At 57.4% G+C, this 24,947-nt stretch carries 27 protein-coding genes; 21 read left to right on the forward strand and 6 right to left on the reverse strand.

Translation table 11 applies throughout. The features are described 5' to 3' along the window. From mepA to IM273_RS18250, 4 genes are read left to right on the forward strand one after another with little or no spacing between them, the layout of a single operon-like run. Entirely contained in the window at positions 1-825 is an 825-nt protein-coding gene (gene mepA, locus IM273_RS18235; protein ID WP_060571938.1) for a penicillin-insensitive murein endopeptidase, read from the forward strand. Continuing rightward, positions 825-1,634 (forward strand): sulfite exporter TauE/SafE family protein, encoded by an 810-nt coding sequence (locus IM273_RS18240; RefSeq protein WP_041908882.1) that lies wholly within the window; start codon positions 825-827, stop codon positions 1,632-1,634. Before mepA ends, IM273_RS18240 begins: the two co-directional genes overlap by 1 nt. Further along, the gene (locus IM273_RS18245; RefSeq protein WP_045259677.1) at positions 1,634-2,179 is read left to right on the forward strand and encodes an elongation factor P hydroxylase; all 546 of its coding nucleotides are present in this window, start codon (positions 1,634-1,636) and stop codon (positions 2,177-2,179) included. Before IM273_RS18240 ends, IM273_RS18245 begins: the two co-directional genes overlap by 1 nt. Positions 2,180-2,192: 13 nt before the next feature. Then, on the forward strand, positions 2,193-2,468 hold the full coding sequence (locus tag IM273_RS18250; RefSeq protein WP_028013966.1) for a YfcL family protein: 276 nt from the start codon (positions 2,193-2,195) through the stop codon (positions 2,466-2,468). A 53-nt stretch (positions 2,469-2,521) separates the two neighbouring features. Here IM273_RS18250 and mnmC read toward each other — a convergent pair whose 3' ends face one another. After that, on the reverse strand, positions 2,522-4,519 hold the full coding sequence (gene mnmC / locus IM273_RS18255; protein WP_193050986.1) for a bifunctional tRNA (5-methylaminomethyl-2-thiouridine)(34)-methyltransferase MnmD/FAD-dependent 5-carboxymethylaminomethyl-2-thiouridine(34) oxidoreductase MnmC: 1,998 nt from the start codon (positions 4,517-4,519) through the stop codon (positions 2,522-2,524). Positions 4,520-4,677: 158 nt separating this feature from the next. On the opposite strand from mnmC, the gene fabB reads away from it, so the two are divergent. Further along, complete coding sequence (gene fabB, locus IM273_RS18260; RefSeq protein WP_193050985.1) at positions 4,678-5,895, forward strand: beta-ketoacyl-ACP synthase I; 1,218 nt, start codon at positions 4,678-4,680, stop codon at positions 5,893-5,895. A 67-nt stretch (positions 5,896-5,962) separates the two neighbouring features. Further along, positions 5,963-7,141 (forward strand): MFS transporter, encoded by a 1,179-nt coding sequence (locus IM273_RS18265; RefSeq protein WP_193050983.1) that lies wholly within the window; start codon positions 5,963-5,965, stop codon positions 7,139-7,141. Positions 7,142-7,230: 89 nt separating this feature from the next. Here the strand turns inward: IM273_RS18265 and flk are convergent, their stop codons facing one another. Next, positions 7,231-8,235, reverse strand: coding sequence for a flagella biosynthesis regulator Flk (flk, locus tag IM273_RS18270; RefSeq protein ID WP_028013964.1), 1,005 nt, complete (start codon positions 8,233-8,235; stop codon positions 7,231-7,233). A 113-nt stretch (positions 8,236-8,348) separates the two neighbouring features. Between flk and pdxB the strand changes: the two genes are divergently transcribed. The 15 genes from pdxB to hisP all read left to right on the forward strand — a co-directional run bounded on the left by pdxB (position 8,349) and on the right by hisP (position 22,329). Continuing rightward, positions 8,349-9,485 carry a 4-phosphoerythronate dehydrogenase PdxB gene (pdxB, locus tag IM273_RS18275; protein WP_045631484.1) on the forward strand — a complete coding sequence of 379 codons (1,137 nt, stop codon included), beginning with the start codon at positions 8,349-8,351 and terminating at the stop codon, positions 9,483-9,485. Between the two features lie 67 nt (positions 9,486-9,552). Beyond that, complete coding sequence (locus IM273_RS18280) at positions 9,553-10,566, forward strand: aspartate-semialdehyde dehydrogenase (protein ID WP_028013962.1); 1,014 nt, start codon at positions 9,553-9,555, stop codon at positions 10,564-10,566. After that, positions 10,566-11,378, forward strand: a complete 813-nt coding sequence (gene truA, locus IM273_RS18285) for a tRNA pseudouridine(38-40) synthase TruA (protein ID WP_045259682.1) — start codon at positions 10,566-10,568, stop codon at positions 11,376-11,378. Before IM273_RS18280 ends, truA begins: the two co-directional genes overlap by 1 nt. A gap of 28 nt (positions 11,379-11,406) precedes the next feature. Further along, positions 11,407-12,066 carry a DedA family protein gene (locus IM273_RS18290; protein WP_008502599.1) on the forward strand — a complete coding sequence of 220 codons (660 nt, stop codon included), beginning with the start codon at positions 11,407-11,409 and terminating at the stop codon, positions 12,064-12,066. A gap of 154 nt (positions 12,067-12,220) precedes the next feature. After that, positions 12,221-13,126: an acetyl-CoA carboxylase, carboxyltransferase subunit beta gene (accD, locus tag IM273_RS18295; RefSeq protein WP_003861408.1), complete on the forward strand. Its 906-nt coding sequence runs from the start codon at positions 12,221-12,223 to the stop codon at positions 13,124-13,126. Between the two features lie 70 nt (positions 13,127-13,196). Next, complete coding sequence (gene folC, locus IM273_RS18300) at positions 13,197-14,465, forward strand: bifunctional tetrahydrofolate synthase/dihydrofolate synthase (protein ID WP_193050981.1); 1,269 nt, start codon at positions 13,197-13,199, stop codon at positions 14,463-14,465. Next, entirely contained in the window at positions 14,455-15,129 is a 675-nt protein-coding gene (gene dedD / locus IM273_RS18305; protein WP_193050979.1) for a cell division protein DedD, read from the forward strand. Before folC ends, dedD begins: the two co-directional genes overlap by 11 nt. Positions 15,130-15,293: 164 nt before the next feature. Further along, positions 15,294-15,782, forward strand: a complete 489-nt coding sequence (gene cvpA / locus IM273_RS18310) for a colicin V production protein (protein ID WP_000262116.1) — start codon at positions 15,294-15,296, stop codon at positions 15,780-15,782. A gap of 33 nt (positions 15,783-15,815) precedes the next feature. Continuing rightward, a complete protein-coding gene (purF, locus tag IM273_RS18315) occupies positions 15,816-17,333 on the forward strand; it encodes an amidophosphoribosyltransferase (RefSeq protein ID WP_057057711.1) in 1,518 nt (505 codons plus the stop codon). Positions 17,334-17,421: 88 nt separating this feature from the next. Further along, positions 17,422-17,991, forward strand: a complete 570-nt coding sequence (locus IM273_RS18320; protein WP_193050977.1) for a UbiX family flavin prenyltransferase — start codon at positions 17,422-17,424, stop codon at positions 17,989-17,991. 290 nt (positions 17,992-18,281) lie between these two features. Beyond that, complete coding sequence (gene argT / locus IM273_RS18325; RefSeq protein WP_028013956.1) at positions 18,282-19,064, forward strand: lysine/arginine/ornithine ABC transporter substrate-binding protein ArgT; 783 nt, start codon at positions 18,282-18,284, stop codon at positions 19,062-19,064. Between the two features lie 213 nt (positions 19,065-19,277). Further along, the gene (gene hisJ / locus IM273_RS18330) at positions 19,278-20,060 is read left to right on the forward strand and encodes a histidine ABC transporter substrate-binding protein HisJ (protein ID WP_047367997.1); all 783 of its coding nucleotides are present in this window, start codon (positions 19,278-19,280) and stop codon (positions 20,058-20,060) included. Positions 20,061-20,147: 87 nt separating this feature from the next. After that, positions 20,148-20,834: a histidine ABC transporter permease HisQ gene (locus IM273_RS18335; RefSeq protein ID WP_028013954.1), complete on the forward strand. Its 687-nt coding sequence runs from the start codon at positions 20,148-20,150 to the stop codon at positions 20,832-20,834. Beyond that, positions 20,831-21,547, forward strand: a complete 717-nt coding sequence (locus tag IM273_RS18340; protein ID WP_028013953.1) for an ABC transporter permease — start codon at positions 20,831-20,833, stop codon at positions 21,545-21,547. The genes IM273_RS18335 and IM273_RS18340 overlap by 4 nt, the downstream gene beginning before the upstream one ends. A gap of 8 nt (positions 21,548-21,555) precedes the next feature. After that, complete coding sequence (hisP, locus tag IM273_RS18345) at positions 21,556-22,329, forward strand: histidine ABC transporter ATP-binding protein HisP (RefSeq protein ID WP_010433274.1); 774 nt, start codon at positions 21,556-21,558, stop codon at positions 22,327-22,329. Positions 22,330-22,386: 57 nt separating this feature from the next. Here the strand turns inward: hisP and IM273_RS18350 are convergent, their stop codons facing one another. The 4 genes from IM273_RS18350 to yfcG all read right to left on the reverse strand — a co-directional run bounded on the left by IM273_RS18350 (position 22,387) and on the right by yfcG (position 24,909). After that, a complete protein-coding gene (locus IM273_RS18350; RefSeq protein ID WP_193050975.1) occupies positions 22,387-22,884 on the reverse strand; it encodes a GNAT family N-acetyltransferase in 498 nt (165 codons plus the stop codon). Positions 22,885-22,928: 44 nt separating this feature from the next. Continuing rightward, positions 22,929-23,822, reverse strand: coding sequence for a TIGR01777 family oxidoreductase (locus tag IM273_RS18355; protein WP_126326766.1), 894 nt, complete (start codon positions 23,820-23,822; stop codon positions 22,929-22,931). Between the two features lie 13 nt (positions 23,823-23,835). Continuing rightward, on the reverse strand, positions 23,836-24,204 hold the full coding sequence (gene folX, locus IM273_RS18360) for a dihydroneopterin triphosphate 2'-epimerase (protein WP_028013950.1): 369 nt from the start codon (positions 24,202-24,204) through the stop codon (positions 23,836-23,838). A 75-nt stretch (positions 24,205-24,279) separates the two neighbouring features. After that, complete coding sequence (yfcG, locus tag IM273_RS18365) at positions 24,280-24,909, reverse strand: GSH-dependent disulfide bond oxidoreductase (RefSeq protein WP_193050973.1); 630 nt, start codon at positions 24,907-24,909, stop codon at positions 24,280-24,282. Positions 24,910-24,947 lie beyond the last annotated feature (38 nt).

Genomic DNA, 24,947 nt, shown 5'->3' on the forward strand with positions numbered 1-24,947 from the left:
ATGAAAAAAACCGCAATTGCTCTGCTGGCGCTGCTGGCCAGTGGAGCCAGTCTGGCCGCCACGCCGTGGCAAAAAATCACCCATCCGGTGGCGGGAAGCGCGCAGTCCATCGGCGCCTTCTCTAACGGCTGTATCGTGGGCGCGCAGGAGCTGCCGCTGCAATCAGATACCTATCAGGTGATGCGTACCGACCAGCGTCGTTACTTCGGCCACCCTGATCTGGTGCTGTTCATTCAGCGACTGGGGAACCAGGTGCATAACCTGGGGCTGGGGACAATGCTGATTGGCGATATGGGGATGCCTGCCGGTGGCCGCTTTAACGGCGGGCACGCCAGCCACCAGACCGGACTGGATGTCGACATCTTCCTGCAGCTGCCGAAAACGCGCTGGACGTCTGCGCAACTGCTGAAGCCGCAGGCGCTGGATCTGGTGTCGCGCGACGGCAAAAGCGTGGTGCCCTCGCTGTGGACGCGGGAGGTTTCCAGTATGATCAAGCTGGCGGCGGAAGATAACGACGTCACGCGGATTTTCGTCAACCCGGCGATCAAGCAGCAGCTTTGCCTGGATGCGGGGACGGATCGCGACTGGCTGCGCAAAGTGCGCCCGTGGTTCCAGCACCGGGCGCATATGCACGTGCGTCTGCGTTGCCCGGCGAACAGCCTGGAATGTGAAGATCAGCCGCTACCGCCGCCAGGCGATGGCTGTGGTTACGAACTGCAAAGCTGGTTTGAGCCGGCAAAACCTGGAACCTCTAAGCCTGAGAAGAAGACACCGCCTCCGTTGCCGCCTTCCTGCCAGGCGCTACTGGATGAGCATGTACTTTAATGGATAATTTCGTCGATCTGTTTATGGTGTCACCGCTGCTGCTGGTGGTGCTGTTCTTCGTGGCCATGCTGGCCGGTTTTATCGATGCCCTTGCGGGCGGCGGCGGGCTGTTAACCGTGCCCGCGCTGCTGGCGGCAGGCATGAGCCCGGCGCAGGCGCTTGCCACCAATAAGCTGCAGGCCTGCGGCGGCTCGCTTTCGGCGTCGCTCTATTTTATCCGCCGCAAGGTGGTGAATCTCGCCGATCAAAAGCTCAATATCCTGATGACCTTTATCGGCTCAACGTCGGGCGCGCTGCTGGTGCAGCACGTGCAGTCGGATATTTTGCGCCAGATCCTGCCGATTCTGGTTATCTGCATCGGTCTCTATTTCCTGCTGATGCCTAAGCTCGGTGAGGAAGACCGGGCGCGGCGGCTGCACGGCCTGCCGTTTGCGCTGATTGCCGGTGGCTGCGTCGGCTTTTACGACGGCTTCTTTGGCCCGGGGGCAGGCTCGTTTTACGCGCTGGCGTTCGTGACGCTGGCCGGCTTTAACCTCGCCAAATCCACCGCCCACGCCAAGGTGCTGAATGCGACCTCGAACGTCGGCGGCCTGCTGCTGTTTATCATTGGCGGCAAGGTTATCTGGGCAACCGGGTTTGTGATGATGGCAGGGCAATTTTTGGGCGCGCGCGCAGGCTCGCGTCTGGTATTAAGCAAAGGGCAAAAGCTGATCCGCCCGATGATCGTTGTCGTCTCGGCGGTGATGAGCGCCAAACTTCTTTATGACAGCCATGGACAGGAGATCCTCACCTGGTTGGGGATGAACTAATGAACAGTACGCATAAATACGAACAGCTGATTGAGATCTTCGATAGCTGTTTTGCTGATGATTTTAATACCCGTCTGATTAAAGGCGACGACGAACCGATCTATCTTCCTGCTGATGCAGAGGTTCCGTACAACCGCATCGTCTTTGCCCACGGCTTTTACGCCAGCGGTTTGCACGAGATTTCGCACTGGTGCATCGCGGGGAAAGCGCGTCGCGAGCTGGTGGACTTCGGTTACTGGTACTGTCCGGACGGGCGCGACGCCGCCACCCAGGGCCAGTTTGAAGACGTGGAAGTGAAGCCGCAGGCGCTGGAATGGCTGTTCTGCGTGGCGGCGGGCTTCCCGTTCAACGTGAGCTGTGACAACCTTGAAGGTGACTTTGAGCCAGACCGTATCGTCTTCCAGCGCCGCGTGCATGCGCAGGTGATGGAGTATCTTGAGAAAGGCATCCCGGAACGTCCGGCGCGCCTGATCGAGGCTTTACAGAATTATTACCACACGCCGGAGATCACGGCGGAATGCTTCCCTTGGCCGGAAGATCTTTAACAGAGGAAAGAAGATGATCGCAGAATTTGAATCACGCATTCTGGCGTTAATTGATGACATGGTGGAACACGCCAGTGATGATGAGCTGTTCGCCAGCGGTTATCTGCGTGGTCACCTGACGCTGGCGGTAGCCGAGCTGGAAGCAGGTGACGATCACTCTGCCGACGCCGTTCACGCTGAAGTCACGCGCAGCCTGGAAAAAGCCATTCTGGCCGGGGAGCTCTCTCCGCGCGACCAGTCTCTGGTGCTGGGGATGTGGGACAATTTATTCCAGCAGGCTAAACGCTAAGCCGCTGCCTACTCTTCCCTCTCCCCTTTGGGGAGAGGGGATTCGACCGCACCCTACTTAACCATTTTCCCCTTCAGCAGTTTCCGTACCCACAGTCGATTCGGGTTCAGCCCCGCAAGCGTGGTTCTGTCCAGCGGAACAGGCTCATTACTCATTTGCGCGGCTAACGTTTCAGCCAGCAGCGGCGCGGAGCACAATCCTCGCGATCCTAATCCGCCCAGCATGAACAGTTCCGGATAAACCGGGGCACTTACCGCCGTTTCCTTGTTTTCTGCCAGATCCTGATAGAGTTCAAGCGTGGCTTCATAGTCCGGCACGTTTCCCGCCATCGGCAGATGATCGCGGGTCGCGCAGCGCACGCCGCAGCGCGCTTCGCCCTCGCTCACGTCAACCTCTTTCGCCCACGCCGCGTCCGGGAAGCAGTCAATCAGGCGCTGGCGGTTTTGCTGCTGATCCGCTTCGCTGTAGCGCATATCCGCTTCGCCACGATGGTAGCTGGCGCCGATGCAGTGATGTCCGTTAGACGGATTTTGTGGCGTCAGATAGCCGTCATAGCACAGCACCTGGCGCAGCTTGCTCAGTTCGGGCGCGGTCGGAATATGGCTTACCTGGCCGCCGACCGGATAAACCGGCAACGTCTCGGTCTGGATAAACTGGCTGATGTTATGTCCGTTTGCCAGCACAACGCTGGCATGGTGTGCCGCTTTGCCATCAGCAAAATGCAGAGTCCACCGTTCTGACCGGCTAAGCGATTCAACCTTATGAGCATAATGCACCCTCAGCCCGCGTGACTGCGCCAGGCTAATCGCCGCCGCGGTCAGTTCAGCCGGGCACAGCCAGCCGCCGAGGGGATATTGAATGCCGCCACAGCCGGTTTCCACGCCCGCGGTGTCTGCCACCTCTTGCGCACTGACCGCGCGGGCAATCTCCTCCGGCAGACTCAGCGACAGCATCTGCGCAATTTTTTGCTGGCTCTTCTCATCCCAGCCGAGCTGCGTCACGCCACACCAGTCGTGGTCGAATGCCACTGGCAGCGCGTCGTACAGGCGACGGGCGAAGGTAAAGGCCGCGGGGAAAAACTGGAACAGGGCCGGGTCGTGCGCGCTTAAAAGCGGGTAAAGTGCGCCCTGGCGGTTACCGGACGCGCCGCTGGCTGGTGCCTCGTCAGCGGAGTAGAGCGTCACCTGCCAGCCCCGGTGCAGCAGCGCGAGAGAGAGCAGGGCGCTGGCGATCCCTCCGCCAACGATCGCCACTTCGCGCGATGCGCTGGCGCTGCGCGCAAACCAGGGAGCCCGAGCGGGAATGTCCAGCGTCCGTTCCATCGTGCCGACCAGCATGTCGCGCTTGCGGCCAAAGCCTTTGGTCTTCTGCATGGTAAAGCCCGCGTCCTGCAGGCCGCGGCGAACAAAGCCGGCCGAGGTAAAGGTGGCGAGCGTTGCGCCGGGACGCGCCAGCCGGGCCATCGCGCTAAACAGATGCTGGCTCCACATGTCCGGGTTCTTGGCGGGCGCAAAGCCGTCAAGGAACCACGCGTCCACCGTCTGGTTCATCGCGTCGTCGAGCGTATCGGTCAGGTCGTTAATGTCGCCCAGCCATAAATCTAGCGTCACTCGTCCGCCGTCCAGAATCAGACGGTGGCAGCCGCCGATATGCGGCGGCCACTGCGCCTGAAGCTGCTCCGCCCAGGCTGCAAGCTCCGGCCAGCGCTGGTGGGCGAGCCGCAGATCGTGCGCGGTAAGCGGAAATTTTTCAAAACTGATGAAATGTAATCTTTGTAGCGTAGCCTCGGGGTGTGCAGCGCGAAATCGATCGAACGCCTGCCAGAGAGTCAGAAAATTCAGTCCGGTTCCGAAGCCGCTTTCCGCAACAATGAACAGGCTGCGCGGGTGCGCAGGGAAGCGGGCGCTGAGCTGGTTTCCCTCGAGGAAAACATAGCGGGTTTCTTCGAGTCCGTTATCATTAGAAAAGTAGACGTCATCAAAATCTCGGGAAACAGGTGTACCCTCAGCGTTGAATTCGAGGTTGGCGGGTTGTATAGCGTTTTGTTTCACGTAAGTTACTCGTCTGACAGGCAGTGGCACGATCTTAACGATGTGAGTCCATCGGTGCAAATTTCCGCAGAAAATGTCTGATCGGACTTGTTCGGCGTACAAGTGTACGCTATTGTGCGACTCGAAACTTTTTATAGTGCGACTTACAGAGGTATTGAATGAAACGTGCAGTGATTACTGGCCTGGGCATTGTTTCCAGCATCGGTAATAACCAGCAGGAAGTCCTGGCATCTCTGCGTGAAGGACGCTCCGGGATCACTTTCTCTGAAGAGTTTAAAGATTCAGGTATGCGTAGCCACGTATGGGGTAACGTCAAACTGGACACCACCGGTTTGATTGACCGCAAAGTGGTTCGTTTCATGAACGATGCCTCTATTTATGCTTATCTCTCCATGCAGGAAGCGATCAAAGATTCCGGCCTGAGCGAAGAGGTTTATCAGAACAACCCGCGCGTGGGCCTGATTGCCGGCTCCGGCGGTTCCTCTAAAGCGCAGGTATTCGGTGCTGACGCCATGCGCAGCCCGCGTGGTCTGAAAGCGGTAGGTCCGTACGTGGTCACGAAAGCTATGGGTTCTGCGGTTTCCGCGTGCCTGGCGACCCCGTTCAAAATTCATGGTGTGAACTACTCCATCAGCTCCGCGTGTGCGACTTCCGCACACTGTATCGGTAACGCTGTTGAGCAGATCCAGCTGGGCAAACAGGACATCGTATTTGCTGGCGGCGGCGAAGAGCTGGGCTGGGAAATGGCCTGTGAATTCGACGCGATGGGCGCACTGTCCACCAAGTACAACGAAACCCCAGACAAAGCCTCCCGTACCTATGACGCGCACCGTGACGGTTTCGTCATCGCGGGCGGCGGCGGTATGGTTGTGGTTGAAGAGCTGGAGCACGCTCTGGCACGTGGCGCGCACATCTATGCTGAGATCGTGGGCTACGGCGCAACGTCCGACGGCGCCGACATGGTTGCTCCGTCCGGCGAAGGCGCGGTGCGCTGCATGAAGATGGCGATGCACGATGTTGATACCCCAATCGACTACCTGAACTCCCACGGTACCTCTACTCCGGTAGGTGACGTGAAAGAGCTGGGTGCGATCCGCGAAGTGTTCGGCGACAACAGCCCGGCTATCTCTGCCACCAAAGCCATGACCGGTCACTCTCTGGGTGCGGCGGGCGTGCAGGAAGCGATCTACTCTCTGCTGATGCTGGAAAACGGCTTTATCGCCCCAAGCATCAACATCGACGAGATGGACGAGCAGGCGGCTGGCCTGAACATAGTGACCAAACCAACGGAAGCGACGCTGACCACCGTCATGTCCAACAGCTTCGGCTTCGGCGGCACCAACGCCACACTGGTTATGCGCAAGCTGAAAGCATAAGCGTTTGAATGTATAATAGAAGGGAGCCGGAAGGCTCCCTTTTTTATGCCTGAACACGGAGTTATGCATGAAGGCTGTTACCGCCGAGAAGGGCACTCCTTCCGGGAACCTTTCTCTTTTCCGCATCGCCTTTGCGGTATTCCTGACCTACATGACCGTTGGCCTGCCGCTGCCGGTGATCCCGCTGTTCGTTCATCAGGAACTCGGCTATGGCAACACCATGGTCGGCATTGCTGTGGGCATCCAGTTTTTAGCCACGGTATTAACCCGCGGTTACGCAGGACGGCTGGCCGATCAGCACGGTGCAAAACGCTCGGCGCTGCAGGGCATGTTTGCCTGCGGTCTGGCGGGCGGCGCGTGGCTGCTGGCCGCTCTTCTGCCGGTCGATGCCGCGTATAAATTTGCGCTGCTGGTGGTGGGCCGTTTAATCCTTGGCTTCGGTGAAAGCCAGCTGCTGACCGGCACCCTGACCTGGGGGATGGGGCTGGTGGGGCCTGCGCGCTCCGGCAAAGTGATGTCCTGGAACGGGATGGCGATTTATGGCGCACTGGCTGCAGGCGCGCCGCTGGGTTTGCTGATCCACAGCCAGTTTGGTTTTGCGGTACTGGCAGCAACCACCATGGTATTACCGCTGCTGGCGTGGGCTTTTAACGGTTCGGTACGCAAGGTACCCGCCCATAAAGGCGAACGTCCTTCGCTGTGGAGTGTGGTGGGGCAAATCTGGCAGCCAGGGCTGGGGCTGGCGCTTCAGGGAGTAGGCTTCGCGGTGATTGGTACCTTCGTCTCCCTCTATTTCATGAGCCGCGGCTGGGCAATGGCGGGCTTTACGCTGACGGCCTTTGGCGGCGCGTTTGTCCTGATGCGTGTCCTGTTCGGCTGGATGCCGGATCGCTTTGGCGGCGTGAAGGTGGCGGTGGCGTCGCTGGTGATTGAAACCGTTGGGCTGGTGTTGCTCTGGCAGGCGCCGGTCGCCTCCGTTGCGCTGCTTGGTGCGGCGTTAACCGGCTGCGGCTGCTCGCTGATCTTCCCGGCGCTGGGCGTTGAGGTGGTGAAGCGCGTGGCGCCGCAGGTCCGCGGTACGGCGCTGGGCGGCTATGCGGCGTTTCAGGATATCTCATACGGCGTAACCGGGCCGCTGGCGGGTCTGTTAGCCACTTCGTTTGGCTACCCGTCCGTCTTCCTGGCGGGCGCGGTTTCTGCGGTGGTGGGGATCGTGGTGACGCTGGTGGCGTTTCGCAGAAATTAACTGTTGTCGCCGGGTGGCGGCTGCGCCTTACCCGGCCTACGGTTCGAGCCGTTGTAGGCCCGGTATGCGTAGCGCTACCGGGCAAATCCTCAGGCAACCAGCCAGAAAATCGCCAGCGCAATCAATAATGCAATCAACATTAATCCCGGGCGGGCAGAGAGCGTTCTGAACGTCTCCACAACGGGCGCAAACAGCGGGCTGTAGATCGGCTGAACGTTTCTTACCTCCGGCACGCCGCCTTCCCGCTCGGCGCGGCGAACAAAGATCTGATTCAGCACATCCTGCACCTGCGCGGTGGTCAGTACCGTTTGCGGCGTGGCCTGCCAGTTCTGCTGGGCGTAATCCCGAATCACCTCGAACTCGTGCGGTTCCAGCGGCTGTTTAAGCGCCGCCTGAACGGTATGCAGGGTAGGGGCGCTCTGGGTGCTGAGCGTCTGGCGCGCCTGGAGCCAGGTCACCAGATGGGTAAACTGTTTGGCCGGAATCAGCTCGCCCGCCTTCACGCCGGACAGTTCCAGCATGGATTGCCAGATAAGCTTCGTCGACTCACCGGTGGCGGCGGCCAGTTTGGTCACCATCTGGTTCAGCGTGTTGTGCTCGGCAGGTTGCAGCGGGCGCTCGGTTGAGGGGCGCACCTGAGGCTGCGGAATAGACAACTGATTGTTCTGCAACAGCGTCAGCACGGTTTTAAGCTGGTCTGGCGTCAGCTGGCTCAGGGCGGTCTGGCCATACTGCTGACGGATAAAGTCACTGACAGCCTGACGGTTATTTCCCTGGCCCAGCAGCTCGGTCAACTGCGTGACAATCTGACGCGTGGTGTGGTTCTGCTGCGCGGTCGTAATACGCTGGTTGAGATTTTGCTCGGCGGCAGGGAAATGGCGCGACTGCAGCGGTGCGTCGTTCCTCACACCTAAATCATGCTTTACCCCGGCCCAGACTTCCGCGTTTTGCTGCGAAGTCAGCGCTATCAGGCGCGTGATCAGTCGCTCCAGCACGGTGCGCTGTTGCGTGGATAGTGGCTGTTCACCGGCAACGTTTGGCGTGACAGGGCCTTCACCCGGAGGGCGTGGCGGCGTACCTGAAATGGGCTGCATCGTCAAAAATCCTTAAAGTCAAAACTCAGCGTAAACCCGGCATACGTATATGCCTGGCGGCCAGATTATGGCACACTTGGCAGGTTTTCTTCCTCTCAAACAGGTACTCAGACGTGAAAATCCTCGTTGATGAAAATATGCCTTACGCCCGCGAGCTGTTTAGCCGCCTCGGCGACGTTAAGGCTGTCCCTGGTCGCCCGATCCCGGTTAACGAACTGGATGACGCAGACGCGCTGATGGTGCGCTCGGTGACCAAAGTAAATGAGGCGTTGCTTGCCGGTAAAGCGATTAAGTTTGTCGGAACCGCAACGGCAGGGACCGATCATGTGGATGATCAGTGGCTGAAGCAGGCCGGAATCGGTTTTTCCGCCGCGCCGGGCTGTAACGCCATTGCCGTCGTGGAATACGTTTTCTCCTCACTGCTGATGCTGGCCGAGCGCGATGGTTTTGCGCTGAAAGACCGCACCGTGGGGATTGTCGGCGTGGGTAACGTCGGCGGGCGTCTGCAAAAGCGCCTTGAAGCGTTAGGTATCCGCACGCTGCTGTGCGATCCGCCGCGTAAAGACAACGGTGACGACGAGGATTTCCGCGCGCTGGATGAGCTGGTTGAACAGTGCGATGTGCTAACGTTCCACACGCCGCTGTTTAAAGAAGGGCCGTATAAGTCCCTGCATCTGGCGGACGAGGCGCTGATTCGCCGTCTGAAGGCTGGCACTATTCTGATTAATGCCTGCCGTGGCCCGGTGGTGGATAATGCCGCGCTGCTGAAATGTCTGAATGAAGGACACGATCTCAGCGTGGTGCTGGACGTCTGGGAGCCGGAGCCGGATCTCAACGTTGAGCTGCTGAACAAGGTTGACGTTGCCACCGCGCATATCGCGGGCTATACGCTTGAAGGCAAAGCGCGCGGCACGACGCAGGTGTTTGAAGCCTACAGCGCCTTTATCGGCCATCCGCAGCAGGTGGCGCTTGATACTTTACTCCCCGCGCCTGAATTTGGCCGCATTACCCTGCATGGCCCGCTCGATCAGGCAACGCTGAAAAGGCTGGTGCATTTGGTGTATGATGTGCGCCGCGACGATGCGCTGCTGCGTAAGGTGGCGGGGATCCCGGGTGAATTTGATAAGCTGCGCAAGAACTACGTTGAGCGCCGCGAGTGGTCTTCCCTGTATGTGATGTGCGACGACGCAGCGGCTGCGACGTTGCTCAAGAAACTGGGTTTTAACGCCGTTCATCACCCGGCGCATTAATGTCTTCTTAATGCTCCCTGTCGGATACGCCGACAGGGACGCTTTTTTATTTCTGGAGTAAACCACCATGTCTGAAGGCTGGAACATTGCCATTTTAGGTGCCACGGGTGCCGTGGGCGAAGCCCTGCTCGAAACTCTTGCCGAGCGTCAGTTCCCGGTGGGAGATATCTATGCGCTGGCGCGCACCGACAGCGCGGGCGAACATCTGCGCTTTGGCGGTAAATCCGTGATGGTTCAGGATGCGGCCGCGTTTGACTGGACCCAGGCGCAGTTGGCGTTTTTTGCCGCAGGTGCTGAAGCCACGGCGTCTTATATTGAAGAGGCGACCAATTCGGGCTGTCTGGTGATCGACCTGAGCGGTCTGTTCTCCCTGGAGCCGGACGTGCCGCTGGTGGTCCCGGACGTCAATCCGTTTGTGCTGGCTGACTACCGCAACCGTAACGTTATCGCGGTACCGAACAGCCTGACCAGCCAGCTGCTGACTGCCCTGAAACCGCTGATTGACGACGGCGGCCTGTCGCGCATTACCGTCACCAGCCTGCTGTCCGCGTCGGCGAACGGTAAAAAGGCCGTTGACGCGCTGGCCGGGCAGAGTGCGAAGCTGCTGAACGGCATCCCGATCGACGAAGATGATTTCTTTGGCCGCCAGCTGGCGTTCAACATGCTGCCGCTGCTGCCGGATCGTGAAGGTTCCGTGCGCGAAGAGCGTCGTCTCGTCGACGAAGCGCGCAAGATTCTGCAGGACGAGGGGCTGATGATTTCCGCCAGCGTCGTACAGTCCCCGGTCTTCTACGGCCACGCGCAGATGGTCGGTTTTGAAGCCCTGCGCCCGCTGGCGGCAGAGGAAGCGCGCGACGCGTTTGGCCGCGGTGAAGACATCGTCCTTTCCGAAGAGAGCGAGTTCCCGACCCAGGTGGGCGACGCCACCGGCAGCGCGCATCTTTCCGTTGGCTGCGTGCGTAACGACTATGGTATGCCGGAGCAGGTTCAGTTCTGGTCCGTTGCCGATAACGTTCGCTTTGGCGGCGCGCTGATGGCGGTCAAGATCGCCGAGAAGCTGGTGCAGGAGTATCTGTACTGATGTCCGAAGTGGATCAAAAGCCGGTTCATAAAATTGCCCTGGGTATTGAGTACGATGGCAGTAAATATTATGGCTGGCAGCGTCAGAATGAGGTGCGCAGCGTTCAGGAAAAGCTGGAGAAAGCGCTCTCTCAGGTAGCAAACGAGCCGATTAACGTCCTGTGCGCGGGGCGTACGGACGCGGGTGTTCATGGCACGGGGCAGGTGGTTCACTTTGAAACCACCGCCGTGCGTAAGGATGCCGCCTGGACGCTGGGGGTAAATGCGAATTTACCTGGTGACATCGCGGTGCGTTGGGTGAAAGCTGTGCCGGATGATTTTCACGCGCGCTTCAGCGCAACGGCGCGTCGCTATCGCTATGTCATCTACAACCAGCGTCTGCGCCCGGCGGTATTAAGCCAGGGCGTGACGCATTTTTATGAACCGCTCGATGCAGAACGTATGCATCGTGCGGCGCAGTGTCTGATTGGTGAAAATGACTTTACGTCGTTTCGTGCGGTGCAGTGTCAGTCCCGTACGCCGTGGCGTAACGTCATGCACATTAACGTCAGTCGTTTTGGCGCGTATGTGGTGGTGGATATCAAAGCCAATGCCTTTGTACATCATATGGTGCGGAATATTGTAGGCAGCCTGATGGAAGTGGGCGCCGGACACCAGCCGGAGAGCTGGATTGCAGAACTGCTGGCAGCGAAGGACAGAACGCTTGCGGCAGCAACGGCGAAAGCGGAAGGGCTTTATCTGGTCTCGGTAGACTATCCGGATCGGTTTGACCTGCCAAAACCGCCAATGGGCCCGCTGTTTTTAGCGGACTAAACAAAGGTGCAATTAAGGCTTAGACAATATGGACGTAATACGTTTTCTGATTGATTTCATTCTGCATATTGATGTTCACCTGGCGGAGCTGGTCGCGCAGTACGGCGTCTGGGTTTACGCCATTCTGTTCCTGATTCTGTTCTGTGAAACCGGTCTGGTCGTTACCCCGTTCCTGCCGGGAGACTCGCTGCTGTTTGTGGCCGGTGCGTTGTCGGCGCTGCCCACCAATGATTTGAACGTGCATCTGATGGTGGTGTTGATGGTGATTGCCGCGATTGTCGGGGATGCGGTCAACTATACGATTGGCCGGGTGTTCGGTGAGCGGTTGTTCAGTAATCCGGACTCGAAAATTTTCCGCCGCAGCTATTTAGACAAGACCCATGCCTTCTATGAACGTCATGGCGGAAAAACCATTATCCTTGCGCGTTTTGTGCCTATTGTGCGCACATTTGCACCGTTTGTGGCGGGAATGGGCCATATGTCCTATCGTCATTTTGCAATGTATAACGTGGTGGGCGCACTGCTTTGGGTGTTGCTCTTTACCTATGCAGGCTACCTGTTTGGCGACTTGCCGGTGGTTCAGGAAAACCTTAAGTTACTGATTGTAGCGATTATTGTGCTTTCCGTACTGCCTGGCGTGATTGAAATTATTCGTCACAAACGCGCGGCAGCAAAGCAAGCGAAGTAAATGCACGCTGGCGGTTCGACCACTTTTTTATCCAAAGTTTCGGGCTGTTATGTTTTAATGTGCAACATTCATGGTCTGTTGGAGGCAAAAATGGCATTATTCGCCTCTTATAGCAAAACTGGCATACGACCAGGTTCAGGCAGAAAGGTTATCAATGAGCTGGATTGAACGAATTAAAAGCAACATTACCCCGACGCGCAAAGCGAGCATTCCTGAAGGGGTATGGACGAAGTGTGATAGCTGCGGCCAGGTTCTGTATCGCGCAGAGCTGGAACGCAATCTTGAGGTGTGTCCGAAGTGTGACCACCACATGCGTATGTCGGCGCGCAACCGCCTGCATAGCCTGCTGGACGAAGGTTCTCTGGTAGAACTGGGCAGCGAGCTTGAGCCAAAAGACGTGCTGAAGTTCCGCGATTCCAAAAAATACAAAGATCGTCTGGCCTCTGCACAGAAAGAGACCGGCGAGAAAGACGCGCTGATCGTCATGAAGGGCACCCTGCACGAGATGCCGGTGGTTGCCGCTGCGTTTGAGTTCTCCTTTATGGGCGGCTCAATGGGCTCCGTGGTCGGCGCGCGTTTCGTGCGTGCCGTTGAGCAGGCGCTGGAAGACAACTGTCCGCTGATCTGCTTCTCCGCCTCCGGTGGTGCGCGTATGCAGGAAGCGCTGATGTCCCTGATGCAGATGGCGAAAACCTCTGCGGCGCTGGCGAAAATGCAGGAGCGCGGTCTGCCGTACATCTCGGTACTGACCGACCCAACCATGGGTGGCGTCTCCGCAAGCTTCGCGATGCTGGGTGACCTGAACATCGCTGAGCCGAAAGCGCTGATCGGCTTTGCCGGTCCTCGCGTCATCGAGCAGACCGTTCGTGAAAAACTGCCGCCGGGCTTCCAGCGCAGTGAGTTCCTCATTGAGAAAGGCGCTATCGATATGATCGTCCGCCGTCCGGAAATGCGCCTGAAACTGGCCAGCATTCTGGCGAAGCTGATGAATCTGCCAGCGCCTAACCCGGATGAGCCGCGCGAAGGCGTGGTGGTACCGGATCAGGAACCCGAGGCCTGATAACTGAAAAGGGCAGGGCCAGATGGCGCTGCCCTTTTGCTTTATAACCTGTTAATGACAACCGGGCATTATGGAAAATAAAAGCATTCCCCAAGCCACGTCGCCCCTGGCCGCGTGGCTTTCTTATCTGGAAAACCTGCACAGTAAAACCATCGATATGGGCCTTGAGCGCGTAAGCCAGGTTGCCGCGCGTCTCGACGTGCTGAAACCGGCTCCGTTCGTGTTCACCGTTGCAGGTACTAACGGTAAAGGGACGACCTGCCGCACGCTGGAGTCAGTCCTGATGGCGGCGGGGTACAAGGTTGGCGTTTACAGCTCACCGCATCTGGTGCGCTATACCGAGCGCGTGCGGGTGCAGAACACCGAGCTGGCGGAATCTGCCCATACGGCGTCGTTCGCGGCTATCGAAGCGGCGCGCGGGGAAACCTCATTAACCTATTTTGAATACGGCACCCTGTCGGCGCTGTGGCTGTTCAAACAGGCGCAGCTGGACGTGGTGATCCTGGAAGTGGGGCTGGGCGGGCGTCTGGATGCCACCAATATGGTGGATGCGGACGTGGCGGTGGTCACCAGCATCGCGCTGGATCATACCGACTGGCTGGGCCCGGACCGTGAAAGCATTGGCCGCGAAAAGGCCGGTATTTTCCGGGCGAATAAGCCCGCCGTGGTGGGCGAGCCGGACATGCCGCATACCATTGCCGACGTGGCGAAAGAGAAGGGCGCACATCTGTTGCGCCGAGGCGTTGACTGGCAGTATGAGGTGCAGTGCAACGGCTGGCGCTTTAGCGATGCGCAGGGCGTTCTGGAGAATCTGCCGCTGCCGCAGGTGCCACAGCCTAACGCGGCAACCGCGCTGGCGGCACTGCGCGCCAGCGGATTAGCTGTAAGTGAGCAGGCGATCCGTGACGGCATTCAGAATGCGCTGCTGCCCGGTCGTTTCCAGATAGTCAGCGAGTCACCGCGTCTAATTCTGGACGTGGCGCACAACCCGCATGCGGCGGCGTATCTCGCAGGACGTCTCAAATCGTTACCAAAAACCGGGCGCGTGCTGGCGGTTATCGGTATGCTTCATGATAAAGATATCGGCGGCACGCTGGCCTGCATGGAGAGTGTGGTCGATAGCTGGTATTGTGCTCCTCTGGAGGGGCCGCGTGGTGCGACTGCTGAGCAGTTGATGGAACATCTCGGCAAAGGTGCAATCTACAGTAGCGTGGCGCAGGCCTGGCATGCCGCGATGGCGGATGCTAAACCAGAAGATACCGTGCTGGTGTGTGGCTCTTTCCACACGGTGGCACATGTCATGGAAGTGATGGACGCGGGGAGAACCGGTGGCGAGTAAGTTTCAGAACCGTTTAACAGGAACCATTGTGCTGGTCGCGCTCGGGGTGATTATTCTTCCCGGGCTGCTCGACGGGCAGAAAAAACATTATCAGGACGAGTTTGCAGCCATTCCGCTGGTGCCGAAGCCGGGCGACCGCGATGAGCCGGATATGCTGCCTGCGGCGACCCAGGCGCTGCCTGCTCAGCCGCCTGAAGGGGCGGCGGAAGAAGTTCGCGCGGGCGATGCCGCTGCACCGTCACTCGACCCGTCGCGTCTGGCGGCGAATAACAACATCGAGATCGATCCGGTACCGGTAGAGAAGCCTAAGCCTGTTGAAAAACCGCAGCCGAAGCCTCAGCAACAGCGAGATAAAGCAGCAGAGCAGTTGGCTGCAGCGTCTGAAACCCCACCACCGGCGAAGCAAGACGCAGCGCCGACCGGCAAAGCCTACGTTGTGCAGCTGGGGGCGCTGAAAAACGCCGATAAAGTCAACGAGGTTGTCGGTAAACTGCGCAGCGCGGGCTATCGCGTTTACACTTCACCTTCCACGCCGGTACAGGGTAAAATTACCCGTATCCTCGTGGGGCCGGAGGCGTCGAAAGACAAGCTGAAAGGGTCGCTGGGCGAGCTGAAGCAGATCTCCGGGCTGAGTGGTGTGGTGATGAGCTACAGCGCGAACTAAGTACGACCTGCTCCTTTAGAGAGAGGCGATAAGCCACGGCGTTGAACATTTTTTCAGCGCCTTTTTTATTTACGCGCGGGAAGGAAATCCCTACGCAAACGTTTTCTTTTTCTGTTAGAATTCGCCCCGAACTGGATGACAGGGCGTTTAATCGTGGGACACATATGGTCTGGATTGATTACGCCATCATTGCGGTGATTGGTTTTTCCTGTCTGGTTAGCCTGATCCGTGGCTTTGTTCGTGAAGCGTTATCGCTGGTAACCTGGGGTTGTGCTTTCTTTGTTGCCAGTCATTACTACACTTACCTGTCTGTCTGGTTCACGGGCTTTGAAGATGAACTGGTCCGAAATGGAATCGCCATCGCGGTGCTGTTTATCGCGACGCTGATTGTCGGCGCTATCGTGAATTACGTGATAGGTCAGCTGGTCGAGAAAACCGGTCTGTCAGGAACGGACAGGGTACTCGGGATCTGTTTCGGGGCATTACGAGGCGTGCTGATTGTGGCCGCGATCCTGTTCTTCCTGGATACCTTCACCGGGTTCTCCAAAAGCGAAGACTGGCAAAAATCGCAGCTCATTCCAGAGTTCAGCTTCATCATCAGATGGTTCTTTGACTATCTGCAAAGCTCGTCGAGTTTTTTGCCCAGGGCATAAACCCTGAGATGTGGCTTAACGAGGAAAAGACGAATGTGCGGTATTGTCGGTATCGCCGGTTTCATGCCGGTAAACCAGTCGATTTATGACGCGTTAACGGTGCTTCAGCACCGTGGGCAGGATGCTGCGGGTATCATCACCATTGATGCAAACAACTGCTTCCGTTTACGTAAGGCCAATGGCCTGGTAAACGATGTGTTTGAAGCCCGCCATATGCAGCGTCTGCAAGGTAATATGGGGATCGGTCACGTTCGTTATCCTACTGCTGGCAGTTCCAGCGCCTCTGAGGCACAGCCTTTCTACGTCAACTCACCGTATGGCATCACGCTTGCCCATAACGGCAACCTGACCAACGCTCATGAGCTGCGTAAGAAGCTGTTCGAAGAGAAACGTCGCCACATTAACACCACCTCTGATTCAGAAATCCTGCTCAATGTGTTCGCCAGCGAGCTGGATAACTTCCGTCACTACCCGCTGGAAGCAGGCAATATCTTCGCTGCCATTGCCGCGACCAACCGCCAGATCCGCGGTGCGTACGCCTGCGTGGCGATGATCATCGGTCACGGCATGGTCGCCTTCCGCGATCCAAACGGCATTCGTCCGCTGGTGCTGGGCAAGCGCGACCTCGGCGATGGCCGTACCGAATATATGGTTGCCTCTGAGAGCGTGGCGCTGGATACTCTGGGCTTCGAATTCCTGCGCGACGTTGCGCCGGGCGAAGCGGTGTATATCACCGAGAAGGGCCAGCTGTTCACCCGTCAGTGTGCCGACAACCCGGTCAGCAACCCGTGCCTGTTTGAATACGTCTATTTTGCCCGTCCGGATTCGTTCATCGACAAGATTTCCGTCTACAGCGCGCGCGTCAATATGGGCACGAAGCTCGGCGAGAAGATTGCCCGCGAGTGGGACGATCTCGACATTGACGTAGTTATTCCTATCCCGGAAACCTCCTGCGATATCGCCCTGGAGATCGCCCGCATTCTGGACAAGCCGTACCGTCAGGGCTTCGTGAAGAACCGCTACGTTGGCCGCACGTTTATCATGCCGGGCCAGCACCTGCGCCGTAAGTCGGTGCGCCGTAAGCTGAACGCCAACCGCGCGGAATTCCGCGACAAGAACGTTCTGCTGGTGGATGACTCCATCGTTCGCGGCACCACCTCTGAGCAGATTATCGAGATGGCGCGCGAAGCGGGTGCGAAGAAAGTCTACCTGGCGTCTGCCGCGCCGGAGATTCGCTTCCCGAACGTGTACGGCATTGATATGCCAACCGCCAACGAGCTGATTGCTCACGGCCGTGAAGTAGATGAGATTCGCCAGATCATCGGTGCCGACGGCCTGATTTTCCAGGATCTGAACGATCTCATCGACGCGGTGCGCGCCGAGAACCCGGAGATTCAGCAGTTCGAATGCTCCGTGTTCAATGGCGTCTACGTGACGAAAGACGTTGACCAGCAGTACCTCGACTACCTTGATTCGCTGCGCAACGACGATGCGAAAGCCGTTCAGCTGCAAAACGATCTCGAAAGCTTAGAGATGCACAACGAAGGTTAATCTCTCCGCAGGTGAGGGCGCTCGCCCTCACTTGCAACTCCCCGCAAAATCCTGCACAGTCAGCCCAGAATTCAGCAAGGGCGAAATCATGAAACGACTCATAATAGGCATCAGCGGTGCCAGCGGCGCGATTTACGGCGTACGCCTGCTACAGATTTTGCGTAACGTGGCAGAAGTGGAAACGCATCTGGTGATGAGCCAGGCGGCGCGGCAAACCCTCTCCCTTGAAACGGATCTCTCCCTGCGCGATGTCCAGGCGATGGCGGACGTGGTTCACGATGCCCGCGATATCGCCGCCAGCATCTCCTCAGGCTCGTTTAAAACCGCCGGTATGGTGATCCTGCCCTGTTCAATCAAAACGCTCTCCGGGATTGTGAACAGCTATACCGACACGCTGGTAACGCGCGCGGCGGACGTGGTGCTGAAGGAGCGCCGCCCGCTGGTGCTCTGCGTGCGGGAAACGCCGCTGCACCTGGGCCATCTGCGCCTCATGACCCAGGCCGCCGAGCTGGGCGCGGTGATCATGCCGCCGGTGCCGGCGTTCTATCACCGACCGCAGTCGCTGGACGATGTGATCAATCAGACCGTCAATCGCGTGCTGGATCAGTTTGACATCGACCTGCCCGAAGACCTCTTCACCCGCTGGCAGGGAGCCTGATTCTGTGCACAAATGCTGTGCATGAAAAGAGACGTTGCCCTGTTTCAGGGCAATTATGCAACGGCGATCATATCCTCGACATTTAATTCGCTTTTTCCCTTTTTCTCTTTCCGGTTCGTTCGGCAGACCTGCTATCTTTCACCATTAAGGCAATATCGCAACGTTTTATTAACATATTTAACGTCGAACTTTTGACCAGACGGCAATGTGGCATAAGACCTGCAAGAGAAGCCTGCAACACAACACACAACACAATACATAATAAAATCACGGTACTTGAGGGTAAATGTATGAAGAAGACGGTTCTGGCTCTGTCTTTGCTGGTGGGGTTAAGTGCGGCGGCAGGTAGCTACGCAGCGCTTCCACAGACGGTTCGTATCGGTACAGACGCAACCTACGCGCCATTCTCTTCCAAGGATGCGAAAGGCGATTTCGTGGGGTTTGATATCGATTTGGGAAATGAAATGTGCAAACGTATGGAAGTGAAATGCACATGGGTGGGCAGCGACTTCGACGCGTTAATCCCGTCGCTGAAGGCAAAGAAAATCGACGCCATTATCTCTTCTCTCTCCATCACCGAAAAACGCCAGCAGGAGATTGCCTTCTCTGACAAGCTCTACGCTGCGGATTCGCGTCTGATTGCCGCGAAAGGTTCCCCGATCCAGCCGACCATCGACTCGCTGAAAGGCAAGCATGTGGGCGTGCTCCAGGGCTCGACTCAGGAAGGTTACGCGAATGCCAACTGGCGCGAGAAGGGCGTCGACGTGGTGGCTTACCAGAACCAGGATCTGATCTACTCTGACCTGGCGGCAGGCCGTCTGGATGCCGCATTCCAGGATGAAGTCGCGGCGAGCGAAGGCTTCCTGAAGCAGCCGGCTGGTAAAGATTACGCCTTTGCGGGCCCGTCCGTGAAAGACAAAAAATACTTTGGTGACGGCACCGGCATCGGCCTGCGTAAGGACGATAAAGAGCTGAAAGCCGCCTTTGACAAAGCATTCACGGAGCTGCGCAAAGACGGTACCTACGACAAACTGGCGAAGAAATACTTCGACTTCAACGTCTACGGTGACTAACGCACCAGCGTGGTGCGTCGCGGGTGTGGATGATTCAATATGGTGCAATCTGTGCACCATATTGGGTCACTACGTGCATACTTAAGCATTTATAATGCAAAAATTCCCGTCTGAAAGGCATTATTCTTTGCCTGACAGCGTGGATTAATGGCACATTAACCCCACCCCGTCGTCGTAAAAAAACCGTATGAAGACAGTTTGTTGAGGACAAATATGAAAAAACTCGTGTTGTCATTATCTCTGGTACTGGCCTTTTCCAGCGCCACCGCGGCCTTCGCAGCCATTCCGCAGAAAATTCGTATTGGCACCGATCCCACCTACGCGCCGTTTGAATCGAAGAATTCAAAGGGTGAACTGGTGGGTTTTGACATCGATCTGGCCAATGAGCTGTGCAAACGCATCAAAGCACAGTGTACTTATGTAGAGAACCCGCTGGATGCGCTGATCCCTTCACTGAAAGCAAAAAAAATAGACGTGATTATGTCCTCGCTTTCCATCACCGAGAAACGTCAGCAGGAGATTGCCTTCACCGACAAGCTCTATGCGGCCGATTCACGTTTGGTAGTGGCTAAGTCTTCTGACATTCAACCGACCCTCGAGTCGCTGAAGGGGAAACGCGTGGGCGTGCTGCAGGGCACCACGCAGGAAACTTACGGTAACGAACACTGGGCGCCGAAGGGGATCGAAATCGTCTCCTATCAGGGCCAGGAAAATATTTACGCAGACCTGACGGCAGGCCGTATTGATGCGGCATTCCAGGATGAAGTCGCGGCAAGCGAAGGTTTCCTGAAGCAGCCGGTAGGCAAAGATTACAAGTTCGGCGGTCCGTCCATTAAGGACGAGAAGCTCTTTGGCGTGGGTACCGGTATGGGCCTGCGTAAGGAAGACAACGAACTGCGTGAGGCGCTGAACAAAGCGTTTGCTGAAATGCGCGCTGACGGTACCTACGACAAGCTGGCGAAAAAGTACTTCGATTTCAATGTGTACGGCGGCTAATCGCTCCGTCAAATAACGTGCGGCCCCTCCCGCTGGGGGAGGGGATAAGACACGGTTTACCACTCACGATACGACAGGGCTCGCGGTATGCTGTACGGATTTTCTGGCGTTATTTTACAGGGCGCGCTTGTCACCCTTGAGCTGGCTATCAGCTCCGTGGTGCTGGCGGTGCTGATAGGTCTGGCGGGCGCAGGGGCGAAGCTTTCGGCTAACAAACCGCTGGCGCTCATTTTCGAAGGCTATACCACGCTCATTCGCGGCGTACCCGATCTGGTGCTGATGCTGCTTATTTTTTACGGCCTGCAGATTGCCCTGAACAGCGTGACGGATGCGATGGGCATGGGACAAATTGATATCGACCCGATGGTGGCCGGTATTATCACCCTCGGTTTTATCTACGGTGCCTACTTCACGGAAACCTTCCGTGGCGCTTACATGGCGGTTCCCAGAGGACACATTGAAGCGGCAACCGCATTTGGTTTTACCTCTTCACAAACGTTTCGCCGGATTATGTTCCCGGCCATGATGCGCTATGCGCTGCCGGGCATCGGCAACAACTGGCAGGTTATCCTCAAAGCGACGGCGCTGGTCTCGCTGCTCGGTCTGGAAGACGTCGTGAAAGCGACTCAGCTGGCGGGCAAGAGCACCTGGGAGCCGTTCTACTTTGCGGTGGTCTGCGGCGCGATCTATCTGGTCTTTACGACCGTCTCCAATGGTGTGCTGCTTCTGCTCGAGCGTCGCTACTCCGTGGGTGTGAAGAGGGCTGACCTGTGATTGAGATTATTCAGGAATACTGGAAATCCCTGCTGTGGACGGATGGCTACCGCTTTACCGGCGTGGCGATCACACTCTGGCTGCTGATTTCTTCCGTGGTGATGGGCGGCATTCTGGCGGTGTTTCTCGCCATCGGCCGCGTGTCGAACAATAAATTTATTCAGTTCCCGATTTGGCTGTTTACCTATGTGTTTCGCGGCACGCCGCTGTACGTGCAGCTGCTGGTGTTCTATTCGGGGATGTATACGCTGGAGATCGTAAAAGGCACGGAAATGCTGAATGCGTTCTTCCGCAGTGGCCTGAACTGTACGGTGCTGGCGCTAACGCTCAATACCTGCGCCTATACCACCGAGATTTTCGCCGGGGCCATTCGTTCCGTGCCGCACGGTGAGATCGAGGCGGCGCGCGCGTACGGCTTCTCCTCGGTGAAGCTTTACCGCTGCATTATTCTGCCGTCGGCGCTGCGCATTGCGCTACCGGCCTACAGCAACGAAGTGATTTTGATGCTGCACTCCACCGCGCTCGCCTTTACCGCCACGGTGCCGGACCTGCTCAAAATCGCGCGCGATATCAACTCCGCGACCTATCAGCCGTTTACCGCGTTTGGCATTGCGGCGGTGCTCTATTTAATTATCTCTTATGTTCTGATTAGCCTGTTCCGTAAGGCTGAAAAACGCTGGTTGCAGCATATAAAACCTTCTTCGACGCACTGAGAAAGATGATGGCTGAGAACAAATTAAACGTTATTGATTTGCACAAACGCTACGGCGAACATGAAGTGCTGAAAGGGGTGTCGCTGCAGGCTAACGCAGGCGACGTAATCAGTATCATCGGTTCATCCGGCTCGGGTAAAAGTACCTTCCTGCGCTGCATTAACTTCCTCGAAAAGCCGAGCGAAGGCTCGATTGTGGTGAGCGGGCAGAACATCAACCTGGTGCGTGACAAAGACGGCCAGCTGAAGGTGGCGGATAAGCATCAGCTGCGCCTGCTGCGTACGCGCCTGACGATGGTGTTCCAGCATTTCAACCTCTGGAGCCACATGACGGTGCTGGAGAACGTGATGGAAGCGCCGGTTCAGGTACTGGGCCTGAGCAAGCAGGAAGCCCGCGAGCGCGCGGTGAAATACCTGGCGAAAGTGGGTATCGACGAGCGCCAGCAGATGAAGTATCCGGTACACCTCTCCGGCGGCCAGCAGCAGCGTGTATCTATCGCCCGCGCGCTGGCGATGGAGCCGGAAGTGCTGCTGTTCGACGAACCGACCTCCGCGCTGGACCCGGAACTCGTCGGCGAAGTGCTGCGCATCATGCAGAAGCTGGCCGAAGAGGGCAAAACGATGGTGGTGGTGACGCACGAGATGGGCTTCGCCCGTAACGTCTCGAACCACGTGATTTTCCTTCATCAGGGGAAAATTGAAGAGCAGGGGCATCCGGATGAGGTGCTGGCGAACCCGCAAAGCCCGCGTTTGCAGCAGTTCCTTAAAGGCTCCCTGAAGTAACGGGAGCTCTCCCTCTCCCAGAGGGAATGGGCCGGGGTGAGGGCATCAAGCCGCACCTCACTCCAGCCGATACACCCAGTCGTCATACCGCACGCCGTCAATCTCATACGCCTTTTCAAGCACCTGCGTGCGCACAAACCCGGCTTTCTCAAGCACCCGTACAGACCCGCCGTTGTCCGCCAGCACGTACGCGTTAATCGCCTTCACGCCGGTCTGGTTGAACGCATAATCACACACCGCGCGCAGCGCCTCGCTGGCGATGCCTTTTCCCTGCGCGGCAGGCACAACCGTGTAGCCGATGTCCGCCTCTTCATGATTCTCAGGGCTGATTTGCAGGCCGATATCGCCCAGCGGCGTATCGTCATCCCGAAAGCGGATCACGAAGACATGCTCCGCCATCAGGCGTGCGGCAAACACGCGTCGGGTCTCTTTCTCAGGCGCAATCGCGGCCATATAGCGCATGATGTCGCTGTTTTCGCGCAGCGAGCGGAAGAACGCCCAGTCAGAGGGTTCGAAAGGGGTGAGGTGAAGTCGGGATGTAGTGATGGTTGCCATTGTTACGCCATTTCATCGGAACATGGCGTATCACTGTAACATATTCAGCGCACCACATCTCCCAGCGCCTCTTCTAAGTCATACCAGCGAAACGCAAACCCGGCCGCTTCCAGCCGTTTTGGCAGCGCGCGCTGACCGCCCAGCACCAGCACGGACGCTTCACCCATCAACAGCCGAATCGCCGTCGCAGGTACGCGTAATATCGCCGGACGGTGCAGGGCATGCCCCAGCGCGTGGGCAAACTGTTCATTTCGCACCGGATACGGCGCAACCATGTTAAACGGCCCGCGCAGATCGTTATCCAGCAGCCAGATAATGCCGTTAACCATGTCGTCGATATGGATCCAAGCCAGGTACTGACGCCCGTTGCCGATCGGCCCGCCGAGCCCCAGCTTAAAGGGAGGAAGCATCTTACCCAGAATGCCGCCTTTCGGCGCGAGCACCACGCCGGTGCGCAGCAGGCAAACGCGGGTTCGATCGCTTTGCGCCCCACTGGCGATACGTTCCCACTGGGCGCAGAGTTTATGGGTGAACTCGTTGTGGGGCGGCTCTTCCTCGGTCACCACCACTTCGCCGAGATCGCCGTAATAGCCCGTCGCAGAGCCTGAAATCAGCACCGACGGCGGGGTCTGGCTGTTGCGAATCAGCTCAACCAGCTTCTCGGTGATGTTCCAGCGGCTGCTGCACAACCGCTGTTTCTGCTCTTCGGTCCAGCGCTTATCGGCGATGGGTTCACCCGCAAGGTTGATGACGGCGTCGAAGCCGTCCAGATTCTGCCGATCGGCCAGCCCTTTCCAGATATCGACCCCCGCGCCCAGCACCTGGCGCGCTTTCTCCGGGCTGCGGGTCACTACGGTAATGTCGTGATGCAGCGCCTGCAAACGCGCAATGAGATGGCGCCCAATCAGGCCTGTACCGCCGGTCAGCAGAATCTTCATACAACCTCCAGGTTTACGCCTGGCGTCGCCAGCTTAACGTCATGGAGACGGAGTCGGCATAGCGCAGGGCGTGAAGTTTATCGATCTCTACTTCAGCATAAGTGACCCAGTGATGATCGCGTGCGATATCGAGCACATCCTGGGTTAATTTCTCCAGCAGCGAAAAGCGGTTGTTTTCCACGTACTGGATGATGTTTTTAGTGATCGTGCGATAGTTCAGCGCGTCATTGATGTCTTCGCTGGCCCGCGCTTTGTCTGCCGGGTAGTGAATCACCACATTAATGACAATATCCTGACGGTTGGCAATCTCTTCCTCTTTGATACCAATGAACGTGCGCAAGCGTAAATTTTTTATACGAATAATAGCGTCTGGCTGTGACATTGCAGGTCTTCTCCGTGTCAGTATTTCCCGCCCATAATACATGAGAGCCTCTCAGCCACCCAGCCTCATAGGTGATTAAACCTGCTGGATTTTTTGCATTGCGCGTTCGGTGGCCGGGCGGGTCCGGATACGCTCAAACCAGTTGTTCACCGCCGGGTAAGACGCTAAGTCAATCCGGTGTTTATCATGCGTATTTACCCACGGCCAGCAGGCGATATCGGCAATGCTGTAATGGTCTCCCCCGAGCCACGGTGTTTTCTCCAGCCGCTGGTTCAGAACGCCGTAAAGACGCTGGGTTTCAACCTGATATCGCTCAATGGCGTAAGGAATGGTCTGCGGCGCGAAGGCGGTGAAGTGGTGGTTCTGCCCCAGCATCGGCCCAAAGCCGCTTGAGTGCCAGAAAAGCCACTGCAGAGTGTGGTGACGCTCGCGCAGTTCACCGCTCAGCAGCTTGCCGGTTTTCTCTGCCAGATAAAGCAAAATTTCACCGGATTCAAACAGGCTTAACGGCCTGCCTCCGTCCGCCGGCTGGCTATCAATAATGGCCGGAATTTTATTGTTGGGCGAGATAGCCAAAAACACAGGGTTGAACTGTTCGCCTTTGCTGATATCCACGCGGATGATTCTGTAATCCAGTTCGGCTTCTTCGAGAAAGAGGGTGATCTTGTGGCCGTTTGGGGTAGGGGCGTAATAAAGGTCAATCATTCTCAACTCCTGTCCATGCGAATAGTGGTGCCATGACA

Origin of the sequence: Enterobacter cloacae complex sp. P13B (assembly GCF_014895915.1) — a bacterium.
In the GTDB taxonomy this organism is placed as follows: domain Bacteria; phylum Pseudomonadota; class Gammaproteobacteria; order Enterobacterales; family Enterobacteriaceae; genus Enterobacter; species Enterobacter bugandensis.